Here is a 25,838-nt window from a genome sequence, read left to right as displayed (position 1 = left end):
TTCGTTAATAGTATTGTTTAAAAATATGTTTAAAATTTTTATAAAAAAGTGGATATATTTTTTAACTCTAATTTCACCAATTTATCAACAAAATAAATGTGTAGACTAGGGCTCAAATAATAAGTAATTCAGGACTTTTTCAACTTTTCCTCAAAAATTATAAAAATAAAAAAAAATAATAATAGGAGATAATAATGAATATCCGTATTAAAAAAGAAAATCTCCTAAAAGTTCTTTCTAAGGTTCAAACTATAGCTGATAAACGATCTACAATGGCTATTTTATCAAATGTTCTTTTAACAGCTGAAGATGAAAAATTATCTTGTATAGCTACAGATTTAGAGGTTAGTTATAAAGGATTCTGTATAGCAAAAATAGAAAAACCCGGCCAAATTGCTATATCTGCTAGGAAATTTTATGAAATAATTAAAGAATTTCCCAGGGAAGATATCTTATTAAAAGAAAAATCTACTAATAGATTACTAATAACTTCTGAAGATTCAAAAATACTATATACGTTATCTGGATATTCTGCTGAGGATTTTCCTTCTATACCATCAACAGATGGTGTAAATACTGTTAGCATTGAAAAAAATATTCTTAAAGAGATGATAGAAAAGACCATTTTTTGCGTTTCTACAGAAGAGACAAGGTTTACATTGTCTGGAATTTTTATTCATAAGATAAATAATAAATTAAGATTTGTTGCATCAGATGGCCATCGTTTAGCACTTATTGATAGAGATATTGAAAATTTAGATAATTTAGATCTCCATGAAGGAATAATTCTTCCTAAAAAGGCGGCCCAAGAGATAAAAAAATTAGCTGATTCTGAAGGTATTTTTTTGCTTGGAATTAAAGATAATCACTTTTTTATATCTAACGATCAAGATATATTAATTGTTCGCTTAATTGAAGGTCAATATCCAGATTATCAAGCTGTTATTCCAGAAACTAAGGAGAGAATCGTCTCGGTTGATAAGATCATCTTTCTTGATACTCTAAAGAGAGTTTCTATTCTTTCTCCTGATAGATTTAAATCAATAAAATTAAGTATTACTAATAATCAAATGGTAGTCTCTTCTGTATATTCAGATATAGGTGAAGCTCAAGAAATAATAGATGTTTCTTATACCGGAGATGATTTTGAGATAGGTTTCAATGCTAAATATTTAATTGATATTTGTTCTTCTATGGTTTCAGATGTTATAGATTTAATTATGAATAGTCCTTCTTCTCCTGCTCTTATTTTAGGTCCTGAAGATTATGGTTATTTAGGTATAATTATGCCTATAAAATTAAATGATTAAGGTGAAAAAATGATTAAAAAATATGATGCTACTCATATAAAAGTTTTAGCAGGTTTGGAAGCAGTAAGAAAAAGGCCTGCTATGTATATAGGATCTACTGGTGAAGATGGACTTCATCATCTCGTTTATGAAGTTCTTGATAATAGTATAGATGAAGCCTTAGCTGGATATTGTTCTTTTATAAAGGTGACTATCCATAAAAATAATTCTGTTACTGTTGAGGATAATGGTCGTGGAATTCCGGTTGATATTCATCCTACTGAAGGTATATCAGCTTTAGAAGTTGTAATGACCAAGTTACATGCAGGTGGAAAATTTGATAATCAGATTTATAAAGTTTCTGGTGGTCTCCATGGTGTTGGTGTTTCTGTGGTAAATGCTTTATCAGAATGGTTAATAGTTGAAGTAAAAAGAGATGGTTGTATTTGGAAACAAGAATACAAAAGAGGTAAACCTGTTACTCCTCTTTTAAAAGTTGGTAAAACAAAAAAGACGGGTACTTCTATTACTTTTAAACCTGACCCTCAAATTTTTAAAGAAACTACAGAATTTAAATATGAAATTCTTCAATCTAGATTAAGGGAATTAGCTTTTTTAAATAAAAATATTAAAATTGTTTTAAAAGATGAAAGAACCGGAGCTGAAGATGTTTTTCATTATAAAGGCGGTATTGTTGAATTTGTTCAATATTTAAATCGTAAAAAAGATGTTATTCATCCTAAACCTATATATATTTCTGGTAATAGAGATTTTATACAAGTAGAGGTCGCTTTTCAATATAATGATAGCTTCTCTGAAAAACTATATTCTTATGTAAATAATATTCATACAAAAGAAGGTGGAACTCATGTATCTGGTTTTAGGGCTGCTTTAACAAAATGTATCAATAAATATATAAATAATGATAAAAATTTACCAAAATCTATGAAAATTCGTTTAGAAGGAGATGATTTAAGAGAAGGTCTTTCTGCTGTTGTTTCTGTAAGAATGCCTAACCCTCAATTTGAGGGTCAAACTAAAACAAAGTTAGGTAATAGTGAGATTAAGTCTGTTGTTGAATCTATTGTCGCAGAAGGTCTTTCAATTTATCTAGAAGAAAATCCTAGTGTAGCTAGAAAGATAATAGCTAAAGTGGTTGAATCTGCTAGAGCCCGTGAAGCAGCTAAAAGAGCTAGAGAATTAGTTAGAAAAAAGTCAGAAACTTTTGATGTTCTTGTTGCAGGAAAATTAGCAGAATGTCAAGCTAAAGATCCAGAGATTAGAGAATTATTTATTGTAGAAGGAGATTCAGCTGGAGGAAGTGCTAAACAAGGTAGAGATAGACGTTTTCAAGCTATTCTTCCTCTTCGTGGAAAAATTCTTAATGTTGAAAAAGCTCGTTTTGATAAGATGATTTCTAGTGAAGAAATTAGACAATTAGTAGCTTCTTTGGGAACAGGTATAGGACCTAAAGATTTTAATCCTGATAAATGTCGTTATCATAAAATTATTATAATGACAGATGCTGATGTAGATGGAGCTCATATAAGAACTCTTTTATTAACTTTTTTCTATAGACAAATGCCTGAATTAATAGAGAGAGGTTATTTATTTATTGCTCAACCACCTTTATATAGAATTTTGGAGAATAAAAAAGAATTTTATTTGAAAGATGATCAAGCTCTTGATGAATTCTTGTTTAAGAGATCTTTAAAAAATATGTCTGTAAGTTTTTTACCTGAGGATAAAGAAGTTTCTCCAAAAATGTTAAATGATCTTTTTAAAAATCTCTCTTTATTTATAAAAACAATAAATGATGTTTCTAAAAAAGGATTATGGATAGATTTAATTATTTCTCTTTTGGAGATGGATGTTTCTTCTGCAGATCAATTTAATCAGATAGAATTTGTAGAATCTTTATCTAATTATTTGAGAAATAAAAATTATAAAGTTAGTCAAATTAAACCATCAAAAACTCATCCTTCAGGCTATGAATTTAACGTTATTTCTAAAGACTTGTCATATTTAACGGCTAATATATCAGCTGATATTCCTCTTATTCCAGAATATCATAAAGCCTATAAACTTTTTCAAAAAATTAAGCCATTTTATGGTAAAAAGTTAAAGGTAAAAATTAGAGATAATGAATTTATTTTAGATAATTTGCAAAACTTTCTTTCTTTGATAAGAACTGAAGGTATCAAAAATTTGACAATTCAAAGATATAAAGGTTTAGGTGAGATGAATCCTGATCAGTTATGGCAAACAACAATGAATCCAGAAACTAGAACTTTACTGAGAATAAATATAAGTGATGCTGAAAAAGCTGAAGAGTTATTTACAACACTTATGGGAGATAAAGTAGAACCAAGACGTGAATTTATTCAAACACATGCTTTAGAAGTTAGAGAATTAGATATTTAGGAGGTTTTATTATGGAATGTCAAAAAGAAAAAAATCTTCAACATTGTAACTGTACTTATGAGCCTTGTCCTAAAAAAGGTATCTGTTGTGAGTGTCTGAAATATCACTTATCTATGAGACAACTTCCTGGATGTTGTTTTCCTTCCAAGTTTGAAAAAACTTATGATAGAAGTTTTGAGCATTTTGCTAAATTAGTTATAGAAAAAGTTATTTAAATTGGTTTTCCTATTAAATCATATTCTTTAAAATTTGTTATTTTTATAGGGATAATATTTCCTAGTTGTAAAGAGTTCGCTTTAATATAAGTGTAACCGTCTATTTCTGGGGCTTGATGATAACCTCTTCCTATAAAGTCTCCTTTTTCTTCAGATATTCCTTCAATTAAAACATCTATTATTTTACCTACTTTTTCTTTGTTTTTTTCTAATGAAATTAATTGTTGTTTTTCCATTATTAATTTATATCTTTCTTCCTTTATTTTTAAAGGAATTTGTTTTTTATATAAAGCAGCTGGAGTTCCCTCTTCTGGATAAAATATAAATGATCCTAAATGGTCAAATTTTATTTTTTCTATAAATTTAAGTAGCACTTCAAAATCTTTATCTGTCTCACCAGGAAACCCTACCATAACAGTAGTTCTTAAAGAGGCATTAGGAATTGTTTTTCTAATTTTTTGAAATATACTTTCTAAGTCTTTTTGATTATAACCTCTACCCATAAGATTTAAAATTCTGTCTGAAGCATGCTGTATAGGTATATCAAAATAAGGTACTATTTTAGAACTGTAGTTTATATGTTCTAGAAGTTTTTTAGTTATTCTTTTGGGATGAAGATATAATAATCTTATCCATTTAAGGTCTTCTATTTTATCTAATTCTTTAAGTAGGGAAATAAGATCTTTATTTTGATATTTATAATCAGTAATATCTTGACCTACTATGATAATCTCTTTTATTCCCGATGCTACTAACTTTTGAGCTTCTGAAACGAGAATATCAAAAGATCTACTTCTTTTTGGCCCCCTTATTAAAGGAATGGTACAATATGAACAACTATTAGAACAACCTTCGCTTATTTTTAAATAGGCGTAAAAGGGACTAATACTAGATATCCTAGTTGGAATTTGATTATTCTTTTTATAATTCTTAGTATTAAGAGAGATATACTTCTTACCATTTTCGAGAGCCTCAAGGGCCTCTTTTAATTCGTGAAAAGGCTCTGGTCCTAAAAAAGCATCTACTTCTGGTAATTCTTTAATTAATTCTTCTTTATATCGTCCAGGTAGACAGCCACTTACAATAAGTTTAAATTGCTTTTCTTTTTTTAACTCAGCAAGTTCAAGGATAGTTTCTATAGACTCTTCTACGGCTGGACGAATGAATGCACAAGTATTAACAATGACATAATCGGCATCTTCTGGATTTAAAACTAGTTCTCCTCCTATTTCGGAAAACAATCCTAAACAATATTCACTATCAACTCTATTTTTGGGACATCCTAGACTAATCAGAAAGAATCGACGCATCATATCGGAGATGTTTTTGTTAAGATAGGTTCTTTTTTAACTGAAACTACACGATTATAATTATCAACAAAGACAAGATTTACTGAAGCTTCTGCTAGTTCTTGAGGAGTATAATAGGTATAAGTCGCGATAATTAAAAGATCTCCCGGAATTCCCATTCTGGCAGCTGCTCCGTTTAGACATACTTTTCCTGATCCTCTCTCTCCTTCTATAACATAAGTTTCAAATCTGGCTCCATTAGCCAGATTATAGACCTGAACAGCTTCAAAAGGAGCAATTCCAGCGGCTTCAATAAGTAAAGGGTCTAAAGTTAAACTTCCTTCATAATTAAGATTAGCTTCGGTAAGAGTTACTCTATGAATTTTGGCTTTTAGAAATTTTCTATACATTTTTAGTCTATCTCCAAAATAATATTATCTATTAATCTAGTTTGTCCTACAAATATAGCTATGGCTAAAAGAGTTGGTCCGGATATTTCTTTTTTTTCAATTAAATTTTTGGGATCCCTAAGTTCAATGTAATCTATTTTAGTATATGGATGAGAGAGAATAAAATCTCTAACTATTTTTCGAATTTTATCACTATTTCTTTCTCCTTTTTTAACTAATTCTTGAGCTAATTTAAGACTTTTGAATAGAGAAAGAGCAGATTTTCTTTCTTCAGAAGATAGATAGACATTTCGCGAACTCATAGCTAAACCGTCTATCTCTCTTACTATAGGATGGGAAACAATTTCTACCGAAAGATTTAAATCTTGAACCACTTTTTTTATTACTAAAAGTTGTTGATAATCTTTTTCCCCGAAGACCGCCAAATGAGGACGGATTATATTAAATAATTTTAAAACAACAGTAGCTACTCCTCGAAAATGGCCAGGACGACTCTCTCCACAAAGAGGACGAGAAAGTTCTGTTACCTCAACATAAGTCTGATATTCTGGAGGATACATTTCTTCTTTAGAGGGACAAAAAAGGACATCGACTCCTTCTTTCTTAGCTAATTCTATGTCTCTTTTTTTATCTCTGGGATATTTTTCAAAATCTTCTTGGGGACCGAACTGAGTAGGATTAACAAAAACACTGACTACCAAACGATCTCCCTTTTTTCTAGCCAAGCGCATCAGGCTTAAATGACCCTCATGGAAATAACCCATCGTGGGAACGAAGGCTATTTTTTGGCCTTCTTTCCGCCACTTAAGGCTTATTTGAGTCATTTTTTCGATAGAGGTTACTATCTCTATTTTTTTCCTCCTAAATCATTTTTGGGCAGAAATTTTCATGGTCTTTTTCTCACTGTCAACCATTAGAAAATTTTTAGGTAGAGGGGGATAGTGGAGAAAAAGATCTTTTATATTTTTGTAATTCAAGGAATAACCCTTTTGATAATGAATAAGAGAGTCTCGGTATCCTAAAATTCCATCTCCATTGTGATCATATATATAGGTAAGAAGACGATCATCTTGATAGATGAGGAGCTCTATGGAGCGCTGATAATCTAAAGTTTCTTGGAGAATGCTTTTTACTTTAAAAGGGCCAAGAATGAATTCTCCCCTCCATTTTTGGGTGTAGTTTTTGATAGGTAATCCCGAACTCAGACGATTTTCTAAAATAGAAAGGCTTTTTAGTTGATCAAAAAAACTTCTTCGAGCGTTAAGAATCAGCACCGGGGTTCCTATTTCTGCCCAGGCAAAAAGTTTTTCCATATCTTTATTTTTCAAGGCTATACAACCCTCTGTCCAGTCTCGAATTTTATCTCCATCTTTTGTGTCTTTAAGAAGCCCGCCTCCATGAATTCCAACTCCACCTCCTAAAGGTGTTTTTCCCGGAGGAGGTAGCCCTTTCTTTGTCTTTTCCCAGATGAGCTGATAATCATCTCGGGATATTATCCCTGCCAAATAGGCCTGATCGGCGTCATGGAGATTAGGATAGGATAGACCCAAAAAGCGATAGAAACGACTCCGAAATTTTTTATAGGTTACAGTATAAAAACCTTCTGGAGTAGCTCCATCTCCAGATTTTGTCTTGGCTGAAATCGGATCCAATCCCAAAGAAATAGGAAATTGTTCTTTTAATTTTCCATTTAAATATGTAGATAATGTGCGGGTATCTTTTCGAATAACAATTAACTTTTGAGGATAATCATTAAAAGCCCAAATTGATGTTTCATATCCGATTACTACTAGGATAGACAAAATTAACTTGAAATATTTGATTATTGGCTGGTAAAAAGTAGGCATACTTTTTAGGGAAGGAGGGATAGACGTGCACGTAAAGTCTTGGCGGTATCTTGCAGCGTCTTTAGGTTTGGCATCCCTGTTGGTCTTACCTGCAGGCTGTGGTCTGTCTAAGAGCGATAGGGCCTTGGTAGAATCGGCGATACAGGCCTCCAGGGAGGCCAAAGAAGCAGCGGCCCGGGCTGAAGCGGCTAGTGCCCGTTTAGAAGAACTGGCAAGCAGATTGGAGGCTGCAGCCCAGAGAGCTGAAGCTGCGGCTAAAGCGGCCGAGATGGCGGCTGATCGGGCCGATGCAGCCACAAACCGGGCCGTAAGTGCGGCTGAAAGGGCCGAGGCCATCTCTAAAAAGACAGAAAGGATTTTTATTAAAGGTCTCAAAAAATAGGCCTCAGCGATCATTTTCGGTCAGTTCGGGGTTCCGGGGGCGGGATATGAGAACCGGAACCCCCGTCTTTTCTTTTAAGGCCCGACGTAGAAGAAAGAAATCTATTTCGCCTGAAAGGCCATATCGGGCTAAAAGACCAAGGGTATAAAAAAAGGGGTCAGAGATTTTTTTTTCGAAATCTCTAAAGACCTGAACATATATATCATACCCTTTTCGTCCTACCTTGATGGGCTGATAGATAATATTTACAGGGGTTCCTAAGTTTACTAAAGGAAAAAGCTTTTCTATATCTTCGGGATAAAGCCTAATACACCCGTGACTTACTCGTCTTCCTACGCCCCAGGGTTTGTTAGTACCATGGATAGCATAGCTTCCTCGGGAAAGATGCATAATGTAATCACCTAAAGGATTATCTGGACCGGGAGGTACTCTCTCTGGTAAGTCGGGTTCCACGGCCCTGATAGAAGCCGGGACGAACCAGGTTGGGTTTTTGGCTTTATTAACAATTGTATAGATTCCTAATTCGGTGAGATAACCTTCTTTTCCCACCCCTACCGGAGAAGTATAGACAAGGTGTGCCCCGTTTTTTTGACGGAAATAATATAGTCTCATTTCAGCCAGATTGATAATGATCCCAACCCGGGGAACATTAGGAAGAACATAGGCTGAAGGAATAATAATTTTTTTTCCGGGGGGGGGAATCCAGGGATCAATATCTGGATTGGCCGCTACAATCTGATTGTAGCCTAAATCAAAGGCCCTCGCGACATCTAAAAGGGTGTCCTCTTCTTTGAGGATATAGGTTTTTATCTCTCCTACAAGATCGCTTCCCTCCTTTAGCGTATAAACCTGGAGAGCCTGGACTGGCGAGAGAAAAACCAAAAACAAACAAAAGTGGGCTAAAAGAATCTTTTTCATAAACCGATCATTAAAAATACAGATTCTCTTTTTTAAGGCAAGATAGAATTGAGCTCCTATAAAATCTTTGACACTAAGGGCCAAATAGGCTAGGAATGCACAATGGTGAACCCTTTGTGGCGAGGGAGGAGAGATATGCGTCTAGGTATTATAGTGGCTTTGCTCGTTCTCTTCCTCTCCACGGCAGAGATTCTCGCCAGTTCTAAAACTTCATTGACTTCTTTAGAGGTTTCTCCAGACTATTCTTCTTTGACCGGAGAGGCTGAAGATGAAAGCGAAGAAGGGGAGCTCTTTGATAGTAGTGCCTTTCAGGGAGCAAATCTCCCCCTCACTCTCAATGAAAAAGTTCAATATTTTATAGAACTTTATCAGACTTCCCAACGAGAGGTTTTTAAACTCTGGCTCTCTCGTTCGACTCGTTATCTTCCAATGATCAAGCGCATTTTTCGGGAATATGGTTTACCAGAAGATTTGGCCTATCTGGCTATGATTGAGAGTGGTTTTAATCCCTTTGCTTATTCTCGAGCCCGGGCCGTAGGTATGTGGCAGTTTATCAAAGGCACAGCCAGGCGCTATGGACTCAAAGTCAACTACTGGATAGACGAGAGGCGAGATCCAGAAAAGGCCACAAAGGCGGCGGCCAGATATCTCCTGGATCTTTATCAGGAGTTTGAGTGCTGGCATCTGGCTTCGGCTGGTTACAATGCCGGAGAGACTAAGATCCGTAAGGCTATAAGGCGCTATAAGACGAAAGATTTTTGGGAACTGGCCAAATATCGCTATCTTAAAAGGGAAACCAAAAACTATGTTCCCGCCTTAATAGCCGCTATTCTTATTGCTAAAAATCCAGAAAAATATGGCTTTACCGATGTTAAATATCTTCCTCCTCTAGAATATGAAAAGATAGAAGTTCCAGGAAACATCTCTCTTAAAGCGATAGCCTTAGCAGCAGGAGTAGATTATCAAACTATCCGCCTTCTGAATGCTGAATTGCGTCGCGGACGGACTCCCAAATATGCCCGACACTGGACGATAAAAGTTCCTGTTGGCCGAGGGCAGATGGTTTTGGCCAATCTGCCTCGGGTTAGATTCTACGTAGTTCGTGAGATCAGAAAACATCGGGTAGTTCGGGGAGAAAGTCTGCGCAAGATAGCTCGTCGTTATAAAGTCTCTATGAGAACTATAGCTCGGGCTAACAGGCTCAAGAGATATCGCGTCCGAGCTGGTCAGCTCCTGCGGATCCCTGTCCAGACCCAGGTTTTTTATCTGGCCAAGGCCCCAGGTAAGGCTCTTGCCTCCCACGGTTCTAAGAGGCCGATCATTTATATGGTTAAAAAGGGAGATTCTCTTTGGAAAATTGCGAATCGTTTTGGTGTAAGTCTAGAAGATCTCCGCTCTTGGAACCAATTGGAATCCAAGATCCTTTATCCCGGTACCCTCTTAACTATCTGGCCTGGAGTTTAAAGTTCTTTTGACAAAAAATCCCCCCAAGAGGTATGATTTTTGATCAAAAGTCATAAAGGGGGGATTTATGGAAAACTATTTCAAAAAAGCGGCCGAAAAAATCTACCATGAGGCCAAAAATGAAGGTCGCCTTCTCGAAGGTCTTTCCCTGGACCAACTCAAAGAGATAGCTCTCCGTCAGGAAGGGGTTATCCAGACACAGCTGGGTTCGGTAGCTGCAGATTCTGAACCCATGAGTCGTTCCGCCCCCCACACAAAGAACAATATTGATGATCCTTTTGGTGAAGAGGAAGAAGAGCTGGCCCTTCAGGCAGTGGAATATCTCTCTCGCGAAAGAATTATCTCTTTAGATACTATTGTCGGTGATGGACGCGATGGGGTTACGGCCCGATTCATTATTCCTGAACCCTATGCTCAGTTGGCCTATGCCCTAAAGTTGCTTTTTGAAAATACCCCCGCTCCTCGAGTAGTAGAAAATCCTACCTACACTATCATTTATTTTACTGACGAGGCCTTTGAGGCCAACAAGAAAAAGAAATTGATAGACAAAGACATAACCGTCCGCCTTTGGATGGGCGAAAAAAGAGGAGATCAGGTTAAGATCTGCCGTAACACCATTTATATGGGTGAGGCGAAAAAGGGGGTTTTCCAGTTTGAATCTTGGCGGGTCAAGATGATTGATAAAAGTGGCCTATTTCTTCATTGTGGAGCTCGTCGCGATTATCTTTGGGTTTATGATCTAGAAGCAGATCGCCCCGAACTTAAAGAGATAGTTACGGGAGTAGCTGGTCTTACCGCTACGGGAAAGACTACCACCCTTTGCCGTAAGCTGGCCAAGATGCCTCGAGAACGCTCAGAGATGATAGGGGATGACGGCGGTACATTTGGTTTTGATGGTAGTTATGCCGCTTTTGAGCAAGGGGGGCTATATGTAAAGACAGAGGGGCTTGATGAAAGTCAACCGGAGATTCTCCGAGCAGCCCTTTCACCAGATTGTTTTTTAGAGAACGTGGCTATCTCTCGTTATCCTTATATGCCCAATTTTCACGACACCTCCAAGACAGGGAATGGTCGGGCAGTTATTACCCGGTCGAATCTTGAGCTGGCCAGTCAAGGGCTACGGGCTGATAAGGTGGACTATATCATTATTCTTACCCGAAACCCTTTAATGAATGTAATTTCTAAACTCACTCCAGAGCAGGCCACGATGCAATTTATCTATGGAGAATCCATAGAATCCACAGGAGGTAATCCGGAAGAGGCCGGTAAGTTTAAAAGGGTCTTCTTTTTGGACCCCTTCATTGCTGGTAATCGACTAGAACACGCCATGATTTTCTATGATATTATCCGGAAGAATCGAATTAAGTGTTACTTGGCCAACACCGGAACTATTGGTCAAGAAGAAATAAAAGTCACCCTCCGGCAGAGTCTGGCTACCTATAACGATTTGCTCCGGGTTCAGCTTCGCTTTAGTTTTGAACCAGATCACCTTGGTTATCACTATCCAATTAAAAGTGATCGAGCCAACCTAGATCTCATGGTGGCCTATAATCTCTTTCCTGATAAGGAACTCCTCAAGAAAAAGGTTCGGGATTTCCTTAAAGGCCGTCAGGCCTATCTGGAGGCCTTTGAGGCCAAATATGGTCGCATACCCGAACATATTCGGGAGTCTCTTCCCTATCGGGAGGACATGATTAGCTTTCCCTCTCCGGAGACTACCCAGATCATCGAATAAATCTTATCCCGGCCCTCTGTTGGGGGCCGGGCTCTTAAAATTTCTATTCTTTCTTTCCGAAGAAATAAAAGAAGAGTCTCTATTGGTTTCTTTCCAAGGCGAGAAATATCCGGGGATATTTTCCAATGAGTGTCCGAATTAAGGAATATCTTCCTCTCTTGTCCAGGTTATTAGTTTTATTTTTAGTTGTAGTGGTTTTGTTTTATCTCTTTTCGGTGGCGAAAGAGAATAAACTTGTCCTTCAGGTTGTCAAATTTTTTACCTCTGGCGAGTCTCGCCAGAGATTAGAGACGGGCATGAAAACAATGCTTATTTCTCTAAGGGCCCGCCAAGCCAAGAGGTTTTTGCCTAAAGATTCTATTTTGGTTTCTAAACTCAAGCCAAATCAGGTTTATGTAAGCGATGTCGCCACCATCTTTGGCTCGCCCTCCAAGAGGCAATATCTTATTCTCTCTTTTGTGGTGGAGACAGAAAATGCCCTCCAGGCCCATAATCTTAGCCAAAGGATTCCTATTCTTCAGGAAATTGCTATCGAGAAGGTTCATGATCTTCCAGAGGCTACCCCTGAGGCCGTAAAGAAAAGACTTTATCAGGCCCTCAAGGAACCCTTTCCTTATGTAAAGGATGTCGCTATCGTGGAGCTTCGGGCTCGTTCTGATTCCGACGTTATGAGGTGATTTTCCTCCACCAAGGCACAGAGGGCAGAAAACTCTTTTTCATCAAAGGGCCTGAGAGATTCTAGAGTCTTGTCCAAACACCGGTGTGGTGAGAAGTTCTGGAGGGTTAGCCTTTGAGCTCCCTGAAGATCTTGTACCCAGGCAAAAACAACCTCGGGAGAGTGGAATCCAGGGACGACAGTCATTCGGAACAGGTGTTCTACACCTGTTTCAAGAATTATGGAGATACTTTCCTTTATCTTTGAAATGTCTATGTTTTTGCCAGTTATGCGACGGTAAAGTCTTGATTCTAGGGGAGCTTTTACATCCATGGCCACAAAGTCCACCAGACCTTTCAGGATAAGCTCTCTTAAGACTTGAGGTTGGGTGCCATTGGTGTCTAACTTTACAGCCAGTCCTTCATTTTTAAATATTTCAAGGAGATCGGCCAGGCCGGGATGGATGGTGGGCTCTCCCCCAGAGATACAGACAGATTCTACAAAGAGGCGATTTTTTCGAAGGCGTCGAAGAACCTCCTTAAGGGGCCAGTTTGGAAGAGTTTCTGGGCTAAGGACTAGATCCCGATTGTGACAGAAAGGACAACGAAGATTGCAGCCGGCCAGCCAAATACTGGCTGTCAATCTACCTGGCCAATCTATAAAGGATGACTCTAAAAAACCCTTTATCTCAGGTAGTCTCATGGCCAAATACCCTGTTAAAAATGGTTTTTACGTGACGAAGATAGTGGTTTACATCAAACAGAGATTCGATCTCCTCAGGAGAGAGATATTTTCGGATTTTTTCCGAGGCCAAAAGTAGATCTTTAAAATTTTTGTCTTCGTTTTGCCAGACTTCCATAGCCAATTTTTGGACAATGCCATAGGCCTCCTCTCGGGAGAGGCCCTTTTCGGTAAGCTTTAGCATTACCTGTTGACTAAAGATCAGACCGCGCAGAAGCCAAAGATTTTTCTTCATTCGTTCCGGATAGACCACCAATCGGCGCAAGACGCCAGTGAGCCGCCGGAGCATAAAATCCGTGGCTATGGTGGCGTCAGGGACAATGACTCGTTCTACCGAAGAATGGGAGATGTCCCTTTCATGCCAAAGAACCATATTCTCTAGGGCCGGTGTAAGATAACCCCTTACCAGCCGGGCCAAACCACACAGATTTTCTGAGAGAATGGGATTACGCTTGTGAGGCATAGCCGAGGAGCCTTTTTGGCCAGGGCTGAAGTATTCTTCGGCCTCCAAGACCTCGGTTCTTTGAAGATGCCGGATTTCTGTGGCCACCTTTTCTACTGTTCCCGCCAAAAGGGCCAGGGCTGCCAGGTATTCGGCGTACCGATCTCGCTGAATGATTTGGCTAGACACGGGTGCTGGCATAAGACCTAGCCTCTTACAGGCCAACTCTTCTACCCGGGGATCAAGATGAGCATATGTCCCTACAGCCCCGGAGATTTTGCCATAAGATATGGTTTCCAGGGCGGCCTCCAGACGGCGTCGATGACGCCGGAACTCCTCGTACCAGATAGCCAACTTTAATCCGAAGGTAATGGGTTCGGCATGGATGCCGTGAGTCCGGCCGATCATAACAGTGTCTTGATGCTCTAAGGCCCGCTGTTTGATAACCTCCAGAAGCTCCTCTACATCGGCAATAATCATCTCCATGGCCCGTTTCATTCGGAGGGCCATAGCCGTGTCAAGGACGTCTGAGGAGGTCATTCCCAGGTGGATATATCGGGCCTCTGGCCCCACGTATTCGGCCACATTGGTTAAAAAGGCTATAACATCGTGTTTGACTTCGGCTTCAATTTCTTCGATTCGGGCCACCTCAAAACGGGCTTTCTTCTTGATGACCTCTAGCGCCTCTTTCGGTATGACCCCCAGTTCGGCCCAGGCTTCACAGACGGCAATCTCTACCTCTAACCAACTTCTGAACTTGGACTCTTCTGTCCAAATCTCGGCCATCTCCGGACGACTATATCGAGGTATCATCTTTCTCCTCCTACAGGTTAATCCGGGTATTCATAGCAGGAATTAGCCCTGTTGGGCAATTGTCTGATAACAATCTCTTATCTCTTCTGGCAAGGCGATGGATTCCAGTCCCTTTCTGGTTACGGACCTGGCCGCCAAACAGTTGGCCAGGGCGACGGCCTTTAGGGGATCAAGACCTTCAAAGAGGGCGGAGAAAAAGACGGCGGCAAAGATATCACCAGCTCCACAGGGATCAACCACTGGTACCTCTGGAGCCGGGAGATGGTGGCGTTGACCCTCATGATAAAGCCAGGCCCCGTGCCGGTCTCGAGTAACCACCACCAGGGGCACGATCCGGGCCAGCTCCGAGGCGTAGTCAAGATCTCCACCGAGATCTTCCTGGCTTAAAACGAGGGCCTTCAGGGGAGAGAAAACCTCTGGGGGGACCTTTTTCTGTCTTACCAGGCCCTTTTTATCCCAGGTTCGCAACCATCCCTGAATACTGGCTCCCACAAACTGGCCAGAAAAAAGACCAAGGGCCTCTAGAGGGCATTCGTCAGCCACCGGCGCCAAATGAACAATATCTGCCGTTAAAAATTCTTGTGGAAGCCCCTGAACTTTAAGGGGTCTGGCATTGGCCAGAATCTGTTGTCTTCGCCCCGAGCGCGTCTCCAGATTAACAAAGGTGGTCGTCTCTGGAGACTCTTGAAGATAAATCTCTGCCCCCGGAAAAAGTCTCCCCAGAGGCTCTTCCGGATGGCAGGTCGTGACGACCTTGAGCTTGTAACCCAGGGCTAAAGCCGTAAGGCCGGCATAAAGCACTGACCCCCCATAACGAAAGCCGTCTTCGGTGACATCTCGGGTAAGGGCTCCGACGATAAGATAGACCGGCATCAATCTCTGAGCACTGCCCCCCGGGCCCCGGAGCTAACCATCCGGGAATATCTGGCCAGCCATCCCCGGAGTTTTTTCTTTGGAGGCCGCCACTTTTTGAGGCGACGTTTTAGTTCTTCTTCTGGGACTAAAAGCTCCAAACGACGCTGGGGAATATTGATCTCTATGAGGTCTCCTTCCTTAACCAGAGCAATCGGGCCGCCTTCTGCCGCCTCTGGAGAAACGTGCCCGATGGCGGCTCCTTTGGTACCACCAGAGAAGCGACCATCTGTAATCAGGGCTACTTGGCTGTCCAGTCCCATGCCGACAATGGCCGAAGTAGGGGAGAGCATCTCTCTCATTCCTGGCCCCCCTTTAGGCCCCTCATAGCGAATAACGACGACATCTCCCGGACGAATTTTTCCTCCAAGAATGGCCTTATAAGCCGCCTCTTCGGATTCAAAGACCCGCGCCGGCCCTTGATGGTGCATCATTTCCGGAACCACGGCACTCTGCTTGACGACGGCGCCTTCTGGGGCCAGGTTTCCCCAGAGGATGGCTATACCTCCCTCGGAGGAGTACGGATTCTCCAGGGGTCTAATGACTTCGGGGTTTAAGTTTTGGGCTCCCTTGATGTTCTCTCCCACGGTTTTACCGCTTACCGTTTTTACCCTTTTACGAATTAATCCTGCCTTAGCCAGCTCCGCCATGACCGCCGGGATACCTCCGGCTTCATGAAGGGCGGCCACACTATGAGGTCCGGCAGGCACAAGACGACAGAGGTTCGGTGTTTTGCGGCTCATCTCATCGAACACCTCCAGCGGGAGGTCTATTCCGGCCTCTCGGGCAATAGCTGGAACATGGAGAACGGTATTGGTAGAACAACCAAGGGCCATATCCACAGCAATAGCGTTTTCAAAGGCGGCCCGGGTAGCGATCTTTCGGGGAGTGAGTCGCTTTTTGAGCAGTTCGACTACCTGGGCCCCGGCCTTTTTGGCCAGGCGAATCCTGGCTGCCATGACCGCCGGAATGGTTCCATTACCCGGAAGGGCCAGCCCTAAAGCCTCAGAGAGACAATTCATGGAATTGGCGGTAAACATCCCGGCACAAGAGCCACAGGTGGGGCAAGCACTGTCTTCCAGCTCTTTGAGTTCAGCCTCTTTTATCTCTCCGGACTTAAGTCTGCCCACGGCCTCAAAGACCGAGATGAGGTTAACCTCCTGCCCAGATAGCCTCCCAGGCAGCATGGGGCCACCAGAGATCAAAATGGATGGAAGGTCCAGGCGGAGCATGGCCATGAGCATGCCGGGGACAATTTTGTCACAGTTCGGCACCAGAACCAGGGCGTCAAAGGGATGGGCCATGGCCATAGTTTCTATCATGTCGGCAATGAGTTCCCGGCTGGGAAGAGAGTAGCGCATACCCTCGTGGTTCATGGCTAGTCCATCACAGACACCGATGACTCCAAACTCTATCGGAGTGGCCCCGGCCATTCGGACTCCGGCCTTGACGGCCTCTACAACCTGACGCAAATGGATGTGGCCGGGAATAATTTCATTGAAGGAGTTGGCAATTCCTACCAAAGGCCTGGAGATCTCCTCATCGGTGTAGCCCATGGCCTTAAGAAGGGAACGATGAGGAGCTCGTTCTAGACCTTTTTTCATCTGATCGCTTCGCATAAAGAAGCCTCCTTGCCTGGAAGATGCGTTTTAAGGCCAGCTTAGGCCCGGGAGAGGCCCTCGTCAAGAAACCTTTAACTATTGTCTCACCCTCTGGGCCTTTGATCCGATAGGTTGTTTTAGGGCGACTTTCTTATAATGGTTGGCCTGAAAGTTGCTTTAATGGGCCCAACAAAAGCCCTTTTTAAGGAGGCCGAGATGGACAAGCTTTCTCGTTTGGCCATAAACGATGAGGGTTTCATCTTTGATCCGGCTACTGGTAATAGCTTTACCACTAACAGGGTAGGGCTGTGGATTATTCAACAACTTAAAGACGGAAAAGACACCGAGCAGATTTTGCAGTCTCTTCTCGACAAATTTGTCGTCGAACCCGAGGTGGCCCAGAGAGATCTGATGGATTTTTTGGCTCAATTAAGGGTCTATCATCTTATTTAAAACTTTTAGAGGAGAGGCGATTATGGAGGAGCTAAGTGTGGCGGTCTCAGGTATTAACGCTGTGGATAATCCCGGCCCTGGGATCGCCGTTATCAGAAGCCTTAAGGAAGATGGGCGTCTTAATCTTCGAACCATTGGTCTGGCCTATGACGCCATGGAGCCTGGAATCTATCTGGATTGGTTGGTAGAGCGCTCTTTTATTATGCCTTATCCCTCCAGTGAAGAAGCAGACTATCTGGGCCGGCTCTTTTATATCCAGGAAGTGGCCGGTCTGGATGTAGTCATTCCCACCCTTGATGCCGAACTTCCTCTCTATATTAAGGGAAAGGAGAAGCTTTTATCCCGAGGAATAAAGACCTTTTTGCCCACCTGGGAGCAGTTTGAGCTTCGCTCCAAAGAGCATCTCCCGGAGGTGGCTGAGCGGATAGGGCTGGCTATCCCTCCGACAGAGGCGGTTACCTCCCCGTCGGAACTCTACCGAGCCCTTGATCGGGTCGGCTTTCCGGCCATGATCAAAGGTCTTTTCTACAAGGCCTACCGAGTTCATACCTAATCAAGAGGCCGAGTCTTCCTTTCAGAAAATAGTTGCCGAATGGGGTTATCCGGTCCTGGTTCAGAAGGTCGTTCAGGGGGAGGAGATAAATGTTATCGGACTTGGCGACGGCCAGGGGAGCTCCCTGGGCCTTATGGCCATCAAGAAGCTCTGGATTACCGCCTGGGGTAAGATCTGGACCGGAGTGACCATTAAGAATGAGTCCATTATCAAGGCCGCAGAGGCCTTTCTTAAGGCCTATGGCTGGCGAGGAGCCTTTGAGCTGGAGTGTATTGCTACTGAAGACAAGATCTACCTTATAGAAATTAATCCTCGTTTTCCAGCCTGGGTCTATTTTGCTACTGGTGCCGGGCTCAATTTACCGGCCCGACTATTGCGGGCAGCAGTGGGGCTTCCGGTAGAAAGAGACTCCCACTACGAGGCTGGCCGACTTTATATTCGCTACACCTATGATCTGGTAACGGATATGGAAACCTTCCAGAGGATTATTACCCGAGGAGAAAGCTGATCAAGGAGGAAGACGTGAAAGAACCCTATGAGAAGCCGATTATCAAAAAGGTCCAAGTAGGTCTGATGAACAAGTTTGGTCCTTCCTATGGTCGTCACGTGCGTTCCGAAATTGATGGTGTTCCGATAAGTGATCTGGTAGCCCGTTTTGGTTCGCCACTTTTTGTTTTCTCTGAGCGACGTTTGCGGGAGAAATATCGAACTATTCATCAGGCTTTTGCCACCCGATATCCCAATGTCCATTTTAGCTGGTCTTATAAGACCAATTACTTAGATGCTATCTGTGCCATCCTTCATCAGGAGGGAGAGACAGCTGAAGTTGTCTCCGAGCTCGAGTACCAGAAGGCCAGACGGCTGGGGGTCCCGGGGTCAGAGATAATTTTTAACGGTCCCTACAAGCCCCTTTCAGCCCTGAAAGTAGCCGCCGAGGAGGGAGCCATTATCAACATAGACCACTTTGATGAGATCTATGATCTCGAAGAGGTGGCTAAAGGGCTGGGCCAGCCGATAAAAGTGGGCCTTAGGCTCAATATGGACACGGGCATAAGCCCTCAGTGGACCCGCTTTGGGTTCAACCTAGAATCTGGCCAGGCCCTGGATGCTGTAAAGCGTTTGGTCTCCGGAGGGCATCTTATTCTTCATGGTCTCCACTGCCATCTGGGCACTTTTATTCTTGAACCCCGGGCCTACGGACGGGCCATTGCCAAGATGGTTGAGTTTGCCTATCAGGTAGAGGACGATTTTGATCTGAAGATAGAATATCTTGATATAGGAGGCGGTCTTCCCTCGCTCAATCGTCTAAAAGGTATCTATCTTTCTCCAGACGTAGCCGTTCCCCCTCTTGAGGATTTTGCTGAAGCCATCTGTGATACCCTGCTGTCCCGGCTGCGGCCAAATGACTTTCCTACCCTTATCCTGGAGACCGGACGGGCCATCGTTGATGAGGCCGGTTTTCTTATCACTACGGTTCATGCCAGCAAAAGGCTTCCCGACGGCACCAGGGCTTATGTGGTTGATGCCGGAGTCAATGTGCTCTTTACGGCCTTTTGGTACAATTTTCGTCTAGAACTGGAGGAGGATGTCCCCGGCCCTCTTGAACCCTGCATTCTTTACGGACCCCTTTGTATGAATATCGACGTGGTTGCTGATCAGGCCCATCTGCCCCCTCTTCCTCGGGGCTCCAGGCTGATCATCTCCCCGGTGGGAGCCTACAATGTCACCCAGTGGATGCAGTTTATAAGACCCCGACCAGCAGTGGTTCTCATTGACAAAGAGGGTCACCCCCATCTTATCCGCGAGGCCGAAGATCTTGAAGATATTGTGGCTCGGGAAAGACTTCCCGAACATCTTCGTCTCCAGAAAGAGTAACCTCCTAGACCATGAAGGACTTAAAGGCCCTCTTGGGGTGGCTTGGCTCCTATTTGCGCACGGTAGCTAATAGCTACACAGAGATCTTCTTTTTTGAAAACCATCTTCTGGGGCTGGTTCTGGTGGCGGCCACCTTTATCAACCCTAATGTTGGTCTGGCAGGTCTTCTCTGCGTGATTTCAGCCTATGAACTGGCCCGTTTTTTGGGGTTGCGGGAGATCTTTCGCGGCTCAGGATATTACACCTACAATCCACTCTTGGTGGGGCTTTCTATCGGTTTTCTTTTTAAAATTACACCTCTTACCATCTTTTTTATTGTTACTGCCGGGTTGATGACCTTTGTGGTTACCTTCTCTCTGGCCCATGTCTTTTATTACTTTTTTCGCCTGCCGGTGATCAATGTTCCCTTCGTTCTGGTGAGCACGACCATCTATTTGGCCGCCTATCGCTATTCCAATCTTCTGGTTAATGACTTCTATCTTCGACACCCGGCCTTTAACTCTCTTGATCTTCGCCTGCCCCTTTGGCTAACAGGGCCCCTTAAGGCCCTGGGGGCCTTATTATTTAGTCCTCATCTCCTAGGGGGTCTTATCTTTCTGGTAGTAATCTTTTTGGCCTCCCGAATTCTCTTCTTTCTGGCCGTCTCGGGTTACGTTTTGGGAGTGACTACTTTAGCCTTGATGAAGGGGTCTTTTTATCAGGCCCTCACCGACCTTAGCACCTTTAATTTTAGTCTCATCGCCATGGCTATCGGGGGAGTCTTCCTCATCCCCGGCCCCCGGAGCTATATCCTGGCCGCTATTGCCGTGGTTGTCTCTCCTTTTCTTCTGGAGGCCGCCGGTTTCTTCTGGGCTCATTACGGTATTCCCGCCTTTACCCTGCCCTTTAATGTGGTGACCCTTTCTTTTATCTACCCCTTGGGGCTGGCTGGTTATCCCTACCTGACCCTTTATTATCGGGGCAGTCCAGAGCGCACCCTGGATTATTATCTTTCTTACTTAGCCCGTTTTCGAGGCACTAATAGAACCCTTACCCTTCCCTTTTCTGGAGACTGGACTGTCTGGCAGGGCTTTGATGGGCCCTGGACCCACAAGGGAATCTGGCGTTACGCCTTAGACTTTGTCATTACCGATGCCGAAGGGAAAACCTTCTCTGGTCAGGGGCAGCTTCTGGAAGACTATTACTGCTTTGGCAAGCCGGTTCTCTCCCCGGTAAGAGGCCGAGTGATTTCTTTAGTAAACAACATCGATGACAACCCTCCGGGTTCCGTTAATGAGATCGATAACTGGGGCAACTATGTCTTGATCTACGATGAGAGGGGATTTTATGTCCTTTTGGCCCATTTTAAACGGGGATCCATCAAGGTTTCTCCTGGCCAATGGGTGGAAAAGGGGCATCTTTTGGGGCTCTGCGGTAACTCGGGCTACTCTCCCCAGCCGCACCTCCATCTTCAAATACAGTTTTCCGCCGAACTCGGGGCCCCCACAGCCCCCTTTAGTCTCCTGCACTATGCGGTCATCAAAGAAGGGCGGCTTATTTTCCGGGCTAACGATATTCCTAAAGAGGGAGAGTGCCTGAGAGCCCTCTATCCCGATAAGGCCCTGGAGTCAAAGTTCTCCTTTGTTCTGGATGAAGAAATCATATATGAAGTAAATAGGGAGGTGGGAGAACCAGAGACTTTGTGCCTTAAGGTTTGTATGGCCCCTGATGGAACATATTTTTTTGATTCTGGCAGTGACAGACTTTATTTTAGCAAAGACCAAGGGACCTTTTATCTTTTGCGCCACGATGGAGGAGATGAAGCCTTAAAAGCCCTTTTTCTGGCTTTGCCCCGGGTGCCGCTTGTCTATCAAAAGGAACTTTGCTGGAAAGATAACCTCCCGCTGGAGGCCTATTTTGGCCCCCTAAAGCGGGCTCTGTTTACCTTTATGGCCTCCTTTCGGCGGGATTTAGCCCGGGTAACAGGGACTTATTTTTTCAGCTCTTCAGAGGAAATTCAGGGAGAGGTTCAGGGCGGAGTGGATCGAACCAGAGTCAAAACTTTTGTCCGCCTTGATCCCTTAAAAGGTCTTTCCCTGGTGAGGGTAGAAAGAGAAGGTCAAAAAATAACTTTAAGGAGGGTTACATGAAGAAGGTATGGAGTTTTCTGGCGGTTTTTTTGATGTTGGCCTCTTCTGTCTGGGCCGGGGAGATCTCCACCTACGGAAGCCTCTACGGCTCTTATGTGAACTTTGGCGGCTCTGATGTTAAAGATGATGGCTGGGCGGCTACGGCCTATCTAAACCTCTCCGATCGGCAGGTTCATGCCTTAGAGCTTGGTCTGACTCAGACTCGCATTAACTATGATACCTTGCCCGATCTGGATCAGACTGACTTTACTCTGGCTTATACCAATACCGGCCAAATCCTGAAAAACCACGCCATTCGCCTGGGTTTTCATTACATCAGCAGCGATGATGACCTTACTGATCAGGGCAAGATCTATTTTGCCAAGGTCACCTACTTCCGTCCGGCCGAATGGAACGCTGGCCTGGAGATTGATTACTCTGATTATAGTGATAGCAATGTTGATCTGGATGTCTTCCAGATTAGGCCTCATTATGGCTTTTTCTTCTCGGCCTTCGGTCGCCGTCTCTACTCAGAGACCCGTTTCTACTACATCCATAAGGACAAAGATGTTGGCATTTCTATGGATAACTATTACTCCCTAGAGCAGGTCTTTACCTATACCGTAGGCAATATGGACTATAAGCTGGCCGGTTGGGTGGGCCAGCAGATCTTTGCCGTCAAAAATGAGGGTTTTGTTGTCTATAACCTGGCGGACCGCTATCTTGGGGGCCTTGAGGCCGAAGTGGGCTATCGCCTAGAGAATAATCTTCGTCTGGCGCTAAACCTCAACCAGCAGTGGCTGGAGCATGTCGGCTATGGCGATAAGGCTTCTCAGACTATTGTTACCGTAAGCCTCGGGGGAAGCTTTTAGGGTTTTAAGGGGGCTTCCCCCCACCCATTTCTCCCCTTCGGTAATTCCGATAGATCTTAGGAGGTCAAAATGAGGAGGTTTTGTCTTCTGCTTTTCCTGGTCTTGGTTGTTTTCTCCGCCCAGGCCGGGGCCTTTTCGGCCTCTGAAATATCCAAGGCCTTTGTGGAGTCGTATCGCTACGAGAAGATGGGGGCCTACAAAGAGGCCATTAAGGCCCTGCTTCCTCTCTATCAGGAGGCCCCTCGGCGCTATCTTCTCAACCTTCGTCTGGGCTGGCTTTATTACCTTTCTGGTAAGTATGGTGATGCCATTGCCTATTATCAAAAGGCGGCCGAGGTTAGACCAGAATCCATAGAACCCCTTTTGGGGCTCTCTCTGCCTCTTATGGCCCGGGGGAACTGGGGTAAGGTTGAACGTCTCATGAACCGGATCATCTCCAAAGACCCCTATAATTACTATGCCAACCTCCGACTGGCGGTGGCCCTCAGACTCCAGAACAAGGCCCCTTTGGCCGAAAAGGTGGCCCGTAAAATGTTGAAGCTTTATCCCTCCAGTTTGGACTTCTTGGTAGAGCTTGGCCGGATCTTCACGTGGCAGGGCAAGAAGAAGGAAGCCCGTCAGATATTCCTTCGCGTTCTCCTCCTTGATCCGCAGAATGTGGCTGCCAGAGAGGCCCTCAAGAAGTAAGATTGGATGACAGGCCTACTTATCTGGATTATCCTAAGCCAAGAGGCCTTTTTGAGGTAAGGAGGAGAAATAAAATGATCTTTCCCGAATATCGTCCCCGTCGGCTAAGGCGCACAGAGACCCTGAGATCTATGGTTCGGGAGACGGATCTCTCCATAAGAAACCTTATTTATCCCCTTTTTATATGTCCGGGTAAAAAGGTTCGCAATCCGGTCTCATCTATGCCGGGAGTCTTTCAGCTTTCTGTAGATGAGGCGGTCAAGGAGGCCGAGGAGGTGGCCGGGCTGGGGATTCCGGCCATTATCCTCTTTGGTCTGCCAGAAAAGAAAGACAAAACCGGCTCGGAGGCCTGGAGTAAAAAAGGGGTGGTTCAGAAAGCTATAGCGGCCATCAAGAAGGCTGTCCCCGAGCTGGTGATTATTACTGATGTCTGTCTCTGTGAATACACTAGCCATGGCCACTGTGGTCTTTTAAAGGGAGAGGCGGTTGATAATGATTCTACCTTGGAGGTGCTGGCTCGGGTGGCCGTCTCTCACGCCCAGGCCGGGGCCGATATAGTCGCCCCCTCTGACATGATGGACGGTCGGGTGGGCCGGATCCGAGAGGCCCTGGATGAGGCGGGTTTCTCTATGGTCTCCATAATGTCTTATGCCGTGAAATATGCTTCCAGCTTCTATGGTCCTTTCCGGGAAGCGGCTGAATGTGCTCCTCAGTTCGGGGATCGCAAGAGCTATCAGATGGATCCTGGCAACAGCAACGAGGCCATCCGGGAAGCCGCTCTGGATGTCGAAGAAGGGGCTGATATCCTGATGGTTAAGCCGGCCCTGCCGTATCTGGATATTATCCGCCGTTTAAGAGAGGAATTTACTCATCCCTTGGCGGCCTACCAGGTCTCTGGAGAATATGCCATGATCAAGGCAGCTGCCGAGAGAGGCTGGCTCTCGGAGGAGGCGGTGATGATGGAGTCCCTTGTTTCCATTCGGCGGGCTGGGGCGGTGCTTATTCTCACCTATTTTGCCAAACAGGCGGCCAGGCTTCTCAGGGGAGAATGATCCATGAAGAGACCGGAGTTTGTTCCCCGTTTGGTGGCCTGGGAGGTGACGCGGAACTGTAACCTTAACTGCGTGCACTGTCGGGCAGCGGCCACCCGGGGGCCTTACGAAGGAGAGCTTTCCACCGAGGAATGTCTGCGGGTCTTGAGGGAAATCCGGGAACTTGGACAACCGGTGATTATCCTCACTGGCGGTGAGCCACTTTTGAGGCCCGATATCTTTGAGCTGGCCAGCTATGGCACCGAGCTTGGTCTGCGCATGGTTATGGCTCCCAATGGAACCTTGATCACCGAAGAGGTGACGGAGAAGATGAAGGCCTCCGGTATTCAGCGGGTCTCTATTAGTCTGGATGGAGCTACTGCGGAGGCCCACGACTCTTTCCGGAAGATGCCAGGGGCCTTTGAGGGGGCCCTAAGAGGGATTCGGCTCCTTAAAGAGGCCGGGATTCCCTTCCAGATCAATACCACCATTACGGAGATCAATCTAGCCGAGATACCCAAAGTCTTTGAGCTTGCCGTCTCCTTGGGGGCCGTGGCCCACCATATCTTTCTCTTGGTGCCAACCGGTCGGGGTAAGGAGCTGGCTCATCAAGCCCTATCTGCGGCCAAATATGAGGAAACTCTCAATTGGTTTTACGAGCAATCAAAAAACGCTCCCCTCCACATTAAGGCCACCTGTGCCCCCCATTATTATCGTATTCTCCGGGAGCGAGCCCGGGAGGAGGGCCTGGAGGTTACCCCCGAGACCCACGGTCTTGATGCCGTGACCAGGGGTTGCCTTGGGGGAATTGGCTTCTGCTTTATATCTCATCGAGGTCAGGTCCAGCCCTGCGGTTATCTGGAGCTTGACTGCGGTAACGTGCGTCAAAGCCATTTTGGAGAGATTTGGCGCCATTCAGAAGTTTTTCTTAATCTGCGTAATTTTAAAGCCTACAAAGGCAAATGTGGTCGCTGTGAATATATCCGGGTCTGTGGTGGTTGCCGGGCTCGGGCCTATGAGATGAGTGGTGACTACCTGGCCGAGGAGCCCCTCTGTCTCTATCAGCCCAGGAAGGGGGCCAGAGGCTAGAATTTTTTTCTGCCCGAGGATACCCTAGGGGAC

25 protein-coding genes are annotated in these 25,838 nt (G+C 44.3%); 16 read left to right on the top strand and 9 right to left on the bottom strand.

Annotation, left to right across the window (positions count from 1 at the left end; genetic code table 11):
• The first annotated feature begins 194 nt into the window (after window positions 1–194).
• From dnaN to G4V39_RS06285, 3 genes are read left to right on the top strand one after another with little or no spacing between them, the layout of a single operon-like run.
• Window positions 195–1,310 (top strand): DNA polymerase III subunit beta, encoded by a 1,116-nt coding sequence (gene dnaN, locus G4V39_RS06295; RefSeq protein WP_166032113.1) that lies wholly within the window; start codon window positions 195–197, stop codon window positions 1,308–1,310.
• Window positions 1,311–1,319: 9 nt separating this feature from the next.
• Window positions 1,320–3,713: a DNA topoisomerase (ATP-hydrolyzing) subunit B gene (gene gyrB, locus G4V39_RS06290; RefSeq protein ID WP_166032112.1), complete on the top strand. Its 2,394-nt coding sequence runs from the start codon at window positions 1,320–1,322 to the stop codon at window positions 3,711–3,713.
• 11 nt (window positions 3,714–3,724) lie between these two features.
• Window positions 3,725–3,928, top strand: a complete 204-nt coding sequence (locus G4V39_RS06285; protein WP_166032111.1) for a DUF6485 family protein — start codon at window positions 3,725–3,727, stop codon at window positions 3,926–3,928.
• Here G4V39_RS06285 and rimO read toward each other — a convergent pair.
• Genes rimO through G4V39_RS06265 form a run of 4 tightly spaced genes read right to left on the bottom strand, consistent with a single transcriptional unit; the run spans window position 3,925 to window position 7,474 of the window.
• Window positions 3,925–5,241, bottom strand: a complete 1,317-nt coding sequence (gene rimO, locus G4V39_RS06280) for a 30S ribosomal protein S12 methylthiotransferase RimO (RefSeq protein WP_166032110.1) — start codon at window positions 5,239–5,241, stop codon at window positions 3,925–3,927. The genes G4V39_RS06285 and rimO overlap by 4 nt on opposite strands.
• Window positions 5,238–5,627, bottom strand: coding sequence for an aspartate 1-decarboxylase (panD, locus tag G4V39_RS06275; protein ID WP_166032109.1), 390 nt, complete (start codon window positions 5,625–5,627; stop codon window positions 5,238–5,240). Before panD ends, rimO begins: the two co-directional genes overlap by 4 nt.
• 2 nt (window positions 5,628–5,629) lie before the next feature.
• Window positions 5,630–6,478 (bottom strand): pantoate--beta-alanine ligase, encoded by an 849-nt coding sequence (panC, locus tag G4V39_RS06270; protein ID WP_166033085.1) that lies wholly within the window; start codon window positions 6,476–6,478, stop codon window positions 5,630–5,632.
• Window positions 6,479–6,493: 15 nt separating this feature from the next.
• Complete coding sequence (locus G4V39_RS06265) at window positions 6,494–7,474, bottom strand: L,D-transpeptidase family protein (protein ID WP_166032108.1); 981 nt, start codon at window positions 7,472–7,474, stop codon at window positions 6,494–6,496.
• A gap of 25 nt (window positions 7,475–7,499) precedes the next feature.
• Here G4V39_RS06265 and G4V39_RS06260 point away from each other — a divergent pair, with 25 nt between their 5' ends.
• Window positions 7,500–7,856, top strand: a complete 357-nt coding sequence (locus G4V39_RS06260; RefSeq protein WP_166032107.1) for a hypothetical protein — start codon at window positions 7,500–7,502, stop codon at window positions 7,854–7,856.
• A gap of 3 nt (window positions 7,857–7,859) precedes the next feature.
• Here the strand turns inward: G4V39_RS06260 and G4V39_RS06255 are convergent, their stop codons facing one another.
• On the bottom strand, window positions 7,860–8,774 hold the full coding sequence (locus G4V39_RS06255) for a L,D-transpeptidase family protein (protein WP_166032106.1): 915 nt from the start codon (window positions 8,772–8,774) through the stop codon (window positions 7,860–7,862).
• Between the two features lie 135 nt (window positions 8,775–8,909).
• Here G4V39_RS06255 and G4V39_RS06250 point away from each other — a divergent pair, with 135 nt between their 5' ends.
• From G4V39_RS06250 to G4V39_RS06240, 3 genes are all read left to right on the top strand, one after another.
• Window positions 8,910–10,238, top strand: coding sequence for a lytic transglycosylase domain-containing protein (locus G4V39_RS06250; RefSeq protein ID WP_166032105.1), 1,329 nt, complete (start codon window positions 8,910–8,912; stop codon window positions 10,236–10,238).
• Window positions 10,239–10,305: 67 nt separating this feature from the next.
• The gene (locus tag G4V39_RS06245) at window positions 10,306–11,973 is read left to right on the top strand and encodes a phosphoenolpyruvate carboxykinase (protein ID WP_166032104.1); all 1,668 of its coding nucleotides are present in this window, start codon (window positions 10,306–10,308) and stop codon (window positions 11,971–11,973) included.
• 296 nt (window positions 11,974–12,269) lie between these two features.
• The gene (locus G4V39_RS06240; RefSeq protein ID WP_166032103.1) at window positions 12,270–12,650 is read left to right on the top strand and encodes a hypothetical protein; all 381 of its coding nucleotides are present in this window, start codon (window positions 12,270–12,272) and stop codon (window positions 12,648–12,650) included.
• On the opposite strand, the gene G4V39_RS06235 is transcribed toward G4V39_RS06240, so the two are convergent.
• The 4 genes from G4V39_RS06235 to ilvD are packed head-to-tail and all read right to left on the bottom strand — an operon-like array spanning window position 12,587 to window position 17,155.
• A complete protein-coding gene (locus G4V39_RS06235) occupies window positions 12,587–13,330 on the bottom strand; it encodes an anaerobic ribonucleoside-triphosphate reductase activating protein (protein ID WP_166032102.1) in 744 nt (247 codons plus the stop codon). The two genes, G4V39_RS06240 and G4V39_RS06235, sit on opposite strands and share 64 nt — an antisense overlap.
• The gene (purB, locus tag G4V39_RS06230) at window positions 13,317–14,624 is read right to left on the bottom strand and encodes an adenylosuccinate lyase (RefSeq protein WP_166032101.1); all 1,308 of its coding nucleotides are present in this window, start codon (window positions 14,622–14,624) and stop codon (window positions 13,317–13,319) included. Before purB ends, G4V39_RS06235 begins: the two co-directional genes overlap by 14 nt.
• Before the next feature lie 42 nt (window positions 14,625–14,666).
• A complete protein-coding gene (locus G4V39_RS06225; protein WP_181494199.1) occupies window positions 14,667–15,497 on the bottom strand; it encodes a PfkB family carbohydrate kinase in 831 nt (276 codons plus the stop codon).
• Window positions 15,497–17,155 carry a dihydroxy-acid dehydratase gene (gene ilvD, locus G4V39_RS06220; RefSeq protein ID WP_166032099.1) on the bottom strand — a complete coding sequence of 553 codons (1,659 nt, stop codon included), beginning with the start codon at window positions 17,153–17,155 and terminating at the stop codon, window positions 15,497–15,499. Before ilvD ends, G4V39_RS06225 begins: the two co-directional genes overlap by 1 nt.
• Window positions 17,156–17,353: 198 nt before the next feature.
• Here ilvD and G4V39_RS06215 point away from each other — a divergent pair, with 198 nt between their 5' ends.
• From G4V39_RS06215 to ahbD, 9 genes are all read left to right on the top strand, one after another.
• The gene (locus G4V39_RS06215; RefSeq protein WP_166032098.1) at window positions 17,354–17,590 is read left to right on the top strand and encodes a PqqD family protein; all 237 of its coding nucleotides are present in this window, start codon (window positions 17,354–17,356) and stop codon (window positions 17,588–17,590) included.
• Between the two features lie 22 nt (window positions 17,591–17,612).
• On the top strand, window positions 17,613–18,143 hold the full coding sequence (locus tag G4V39_RS11235) for an ATP-grasp domain-containing protein (RefSeq protein ID WP_210412022.1): 531 nt from the start codon (window positions 17,613–17,615) through the stop codon (window positions 18,141–18,143).
• Window positions 18,136–18,651, top strand: coding sequence for an ATP-grasp domain-containing protein (locus G4V39_RS11230; RefSeq protein ID WP_210412207.1), 516 nt, complete (start codon window positions 18,136–18,138; stop codon window positions 18,649–18,651). Before G4V39_RS11235 ends, G4V39_RS11230 begins: the two co-directional genes overlap by 8 nt.
• Before the next feature lie 14 nt (window positions 18,652–18,665).
• Window positions 18,666–20,018: a type III PLP-dependent enzyme domain-containing protein gene (locus G4V39_RS06205; RefSeq protein ID WP_166032097.1), complete on the top strand. Its 1,353-nt coding sequence runs from the start codon at window positions 18,666–18,668 to the stop codon at window positions 20,016–20,018.
• A gap of 11 nt (window positions 20,019–20,029) precedes the next feature.
• Window positions 20,030–22,147, top strand: a complete 2,118-nt coding sequence (locus G4V39_RS06200; RefSeq protein ID WP_166032096.1) for an urea transporter — start codon at window positions 20,030–20,032, stop codon at window positions 22,145–22,147.
• Window positions 22,144–22,998, top strand: coding sequence for a hypothetical protein (locus tag G4V39_RS06195; RefSeq protein WP_166032095.1), 855 nt, complete (start codon window positions 22,144–22,146; stop codon window positions 22,996–22,998). Before G4V39_RS06200 ends, G4V39_RS06195 begins: the two co-directional genes overlap by 4 nt.
• Before the next feature lie 69 nt (window positions 22,999–23,067).
• The gene (locus tag G4V39_RS06190; protein WP_166032094.1) at window positions 23,068–23,685 is read left to right on the top strand and encodes a tetratricopeptide repeat protein; all 618 of its coding nucleotides are present in this window, start codon (window positions 23,068–23,070) and stop codon (window positions 23,683–23,685) included.
• Window positions 23,686–23,759: 74 nt separating this feature from the next.
• Window positions 23,760–24,737 (top strand): porphobilinogen synthase, encoded by a 978-nt coding sequence (hemB, locus tag G4V39_RS06185; protein WP_166032093.1) that lies wholly within the window; start codon window positions 23,760–23,762, stop codon window positions 24,735–24,737.
• Window positions 24,738–24,740: 3 nt separating this feature from the next.
• On the top strand, window positions 24,741–25,805 hold the full coding sequence (gene ahbD, locus G4V39_RS06180) for a heme b synthase (protein ID WP_166032092.1): 1,065 nt from the start codon (window positions 24,741–24,743) through the stop codon (window positions 25,803–25,805).
• Window positions 25,806–25,838: the final 33 nt, after the last annotated feature.

The sequence above is a fragment of the Thermosulfuriphilus ammonigenes genome, assembly GCF_011207455.1.
In the GTDB taxonomy this organism is placed as follows: Bacteria; Desulfobacterota; Thermodesulfobacteria; order Thermodesulfobacteriales; family ST65; genus Thermosulfuriphilus; species Thermosulfuriphilus ammonigenes.
This window is presented reverse-complemented; position numbering and strand designations above follow the sequence as displayed.

Excerpts from the sequence above, each read along its gene's own strand:
- G4V39_RS06190 (WP_166032094.1), top strand. The coding sequence starts at position 23,068 with ATGAGGAGGTTTTGTCTTCTGCTTTTCCTGGTCTTGGTTGTTTTCTCC.
- dnaN (WP_166032113.1), top strand. The coding sequence starts at position 195 with ATGAATATCCGTATTAAAAAAGAAAATCTCCTAAAAGTTCTTTCTAAG.
- ilvD (WP_166032099.1), bottom strand. The coding sequence starts at position 17,155 with ATGCGAAGCGATCAGATGAAAAAAGGTCTAGAACGAGCTCCTCATCGT.
- G4V39_RS06225 (WP_181494199.1), bottom strand. The coding sequence starts at position 15,497 with ATGCCGGTCTATCTTATCGTCGGAGCCCTTACCCGAGATGTCACCGAA.
- G4V39_RS06285 (WP_166032111.1), top strand. The coding sequence starts at position 3,725 with ATGGAATGTCAAAAAGAAAAAAATCTTCAACATTGTAACTGTACTTAT.
- G4V39_RS06240 (WP_166032103.1), top strand. The coding sequence starts at position 12,270 with ATGAAAACAATGCTTATTTCTCTAAGGGCCCGCCAAGCCAAGAGGTTT.
- gyrB (WP_166032112.1), top strand. The coding sequence starts at position 1,320 with ATGATTAAAAAATATGATGCTACTCATATAAAAGTTTTAGCAGGTTTG.
- G4V39_RS06235 (WP_166032102.1), bottom strand. The coding sequence starts at position 13,330 with ATGAGACTACCTGAGATAAAGGGTTTTTTAGAGTCATCCTTTATAGAT.
- hemB (WP_166032093.1), top strand. The coding sequence starts at position 23,760 with ATGATCTTTCCCGAATATCGTCCCCGTCGGCTAAGGCGCACAGAGACC.
- rimO (WP_166032110.1), bottom strand. The coding sequence starts at position 5,241 with ATGATGCGTCGATTCTTTCTGATTAGTCTAGGATGTCCCAAAAATAGA.
- G4V39_RS06250 (WP_166032105.1), top strand. The coding sequence starts at position 8,910 with ATGCGTCTAGGTATTATAGTGGCTTTGCTCGTTCTCTTCCTCTCCACG.
- G4V39_RS06215 (WP_166032098.1), top strand. The coding sequence starts at position 17,354 with ATGGACAAGCTTTCTCGTTTGGCCATAAACGATGAGGGTTTCATCTTT.
- G4V39_RS06265 (WP_166032108.1), bottom strand. The coding sequence starts at position 7,474 with ATGCCTACTTTTTACCAGCCAATAATCAAATATTTCAAGTTAATTTTG.
- G4V39_RS06195 (WP_166032095.1), top strand. The coding sequence starts at position 22,144 with ATGAAGAAGGTATGGAGTTTTCTGGCGGTTTTTTTGATGTTGGCCTCT.
- G4V39_RS06255 (WP_166032106.1), bottom strand. The coding sequence starts at position 8,774 with ATGAAAAAGATTCTTTTAGCCCACTTTTGTTTGTTTTTGGTTTTTCTC.
- ahbD (WP_166032092.1), top strand. The coding sequence starts at position 24,741 with ATGAAGAGACCGGAGTTTGTTCCCCGTTTGGTGGCCTGGGAGGTGACG.
- G4V39_RS06200 (WP_166032096.1), top strand. The coding sequence starts at position 20,030 with ATGAAGGACTTAAAGGCCCTCTTGGGGTGGCTTGGCTCCTATTTGCGC.
- G4V39_RS06245 (WP_166032104.1), top strand. The coding sequence starts at position 10,306 with ATGGAAAACTATTTCAAAAAAGCGGCCGAAAAAATCTACCATGAGGCC.
- panD (WP_166032109.1), bottom strand. The coding sequence starts at position 5,627 with ATGTATAGAAAATTTCTAAAAGCCAAAATTCATAGAGTAACTCTTACC.
- G4V39_RS11235 (WP_210412022.1), top strand. The coding sequence starts at position 17,613 with ATGGAGGAGCTAAGTGTGGCGGTCTCAGGTATTAACGCTGTGGATAAT.
- purB (WP_166032101.1), bottom strand. The coding sequence starts at position 14,624 with ATGATACCTCGATATAGTCGTCCGGAGATGGCCGAGATTTGGACAGAA.